This window comes from Tessaracoccus sp. OH4464_COT-324 (assembly GCF_003932855.1).
GTDB lineage: Bacteria > Actinomycetota > Actinomycetes > Propionibacteriales > Propionibacteriaceae > Arachnia.
The window spans coordinates 1-443 of the sequence record NZ_RQYZ01000100.1 but is presented as its reverse complement, the minus strand read 5'-3'; the positions used below and the strand labels follow the sequence as shown (position 1 = coordinate 443).

Sequence of the window (443 nt, the reverse complement as noted above, 5' to 3'; positions counted from 1 at the left end):
TTGTTGTTCACGGGCTAACATACCTTGTAAATAACCATTTTCCACATAGCCAGCTTGCTCTAATGCTTTTGCTGCTAATTCAATGGCTTGCTGTTTATTTTCCGCTTTTGCGGATAAATGAATGTTTTGTTCGCTCAAATTAAACATTCTTGCTCCTTAATTTTTGTAAAGTTTGACTATTTTTTGCTGAAAATAATAAAGCAAAAACCTTTCAGCAAGATTAAAAAAAGAAATCTGCTAACAACTTTAGGTCGTTAACAGATCTATCTTATTTTGTGCAAAGTTTTAAAATTTGTTCACTACCTTGCGCAATATATTCATCATCTTCAGCACGAACGCGATTATTTTGTAAATCTAGCATGGCATCGTAAATACCTTGAGTCGCACTTGCTTGATCAATATGGCTCCAACAAGTTGAGCTTAATCTATTAAAGTTTGTTTGT

At 33.4% G+C, this 443-nt stretch carries 1 protein-coding gene; it reads right to left on the bottom strand.

Going from position 1 to position 443, the window contains the following annotated elements; all coding sequences use genetic code 11:
• A partial coding sequence (locus tag EII42_RS13905; protein WP_158676532.1) for a PTS sugar transporter subunit IIA occupies nt 1–147 on the bottom strand: 147 nt, incomplete at its 3' end.
• Nucleotides 148–443: the final 296 nt, after the last annotated feature.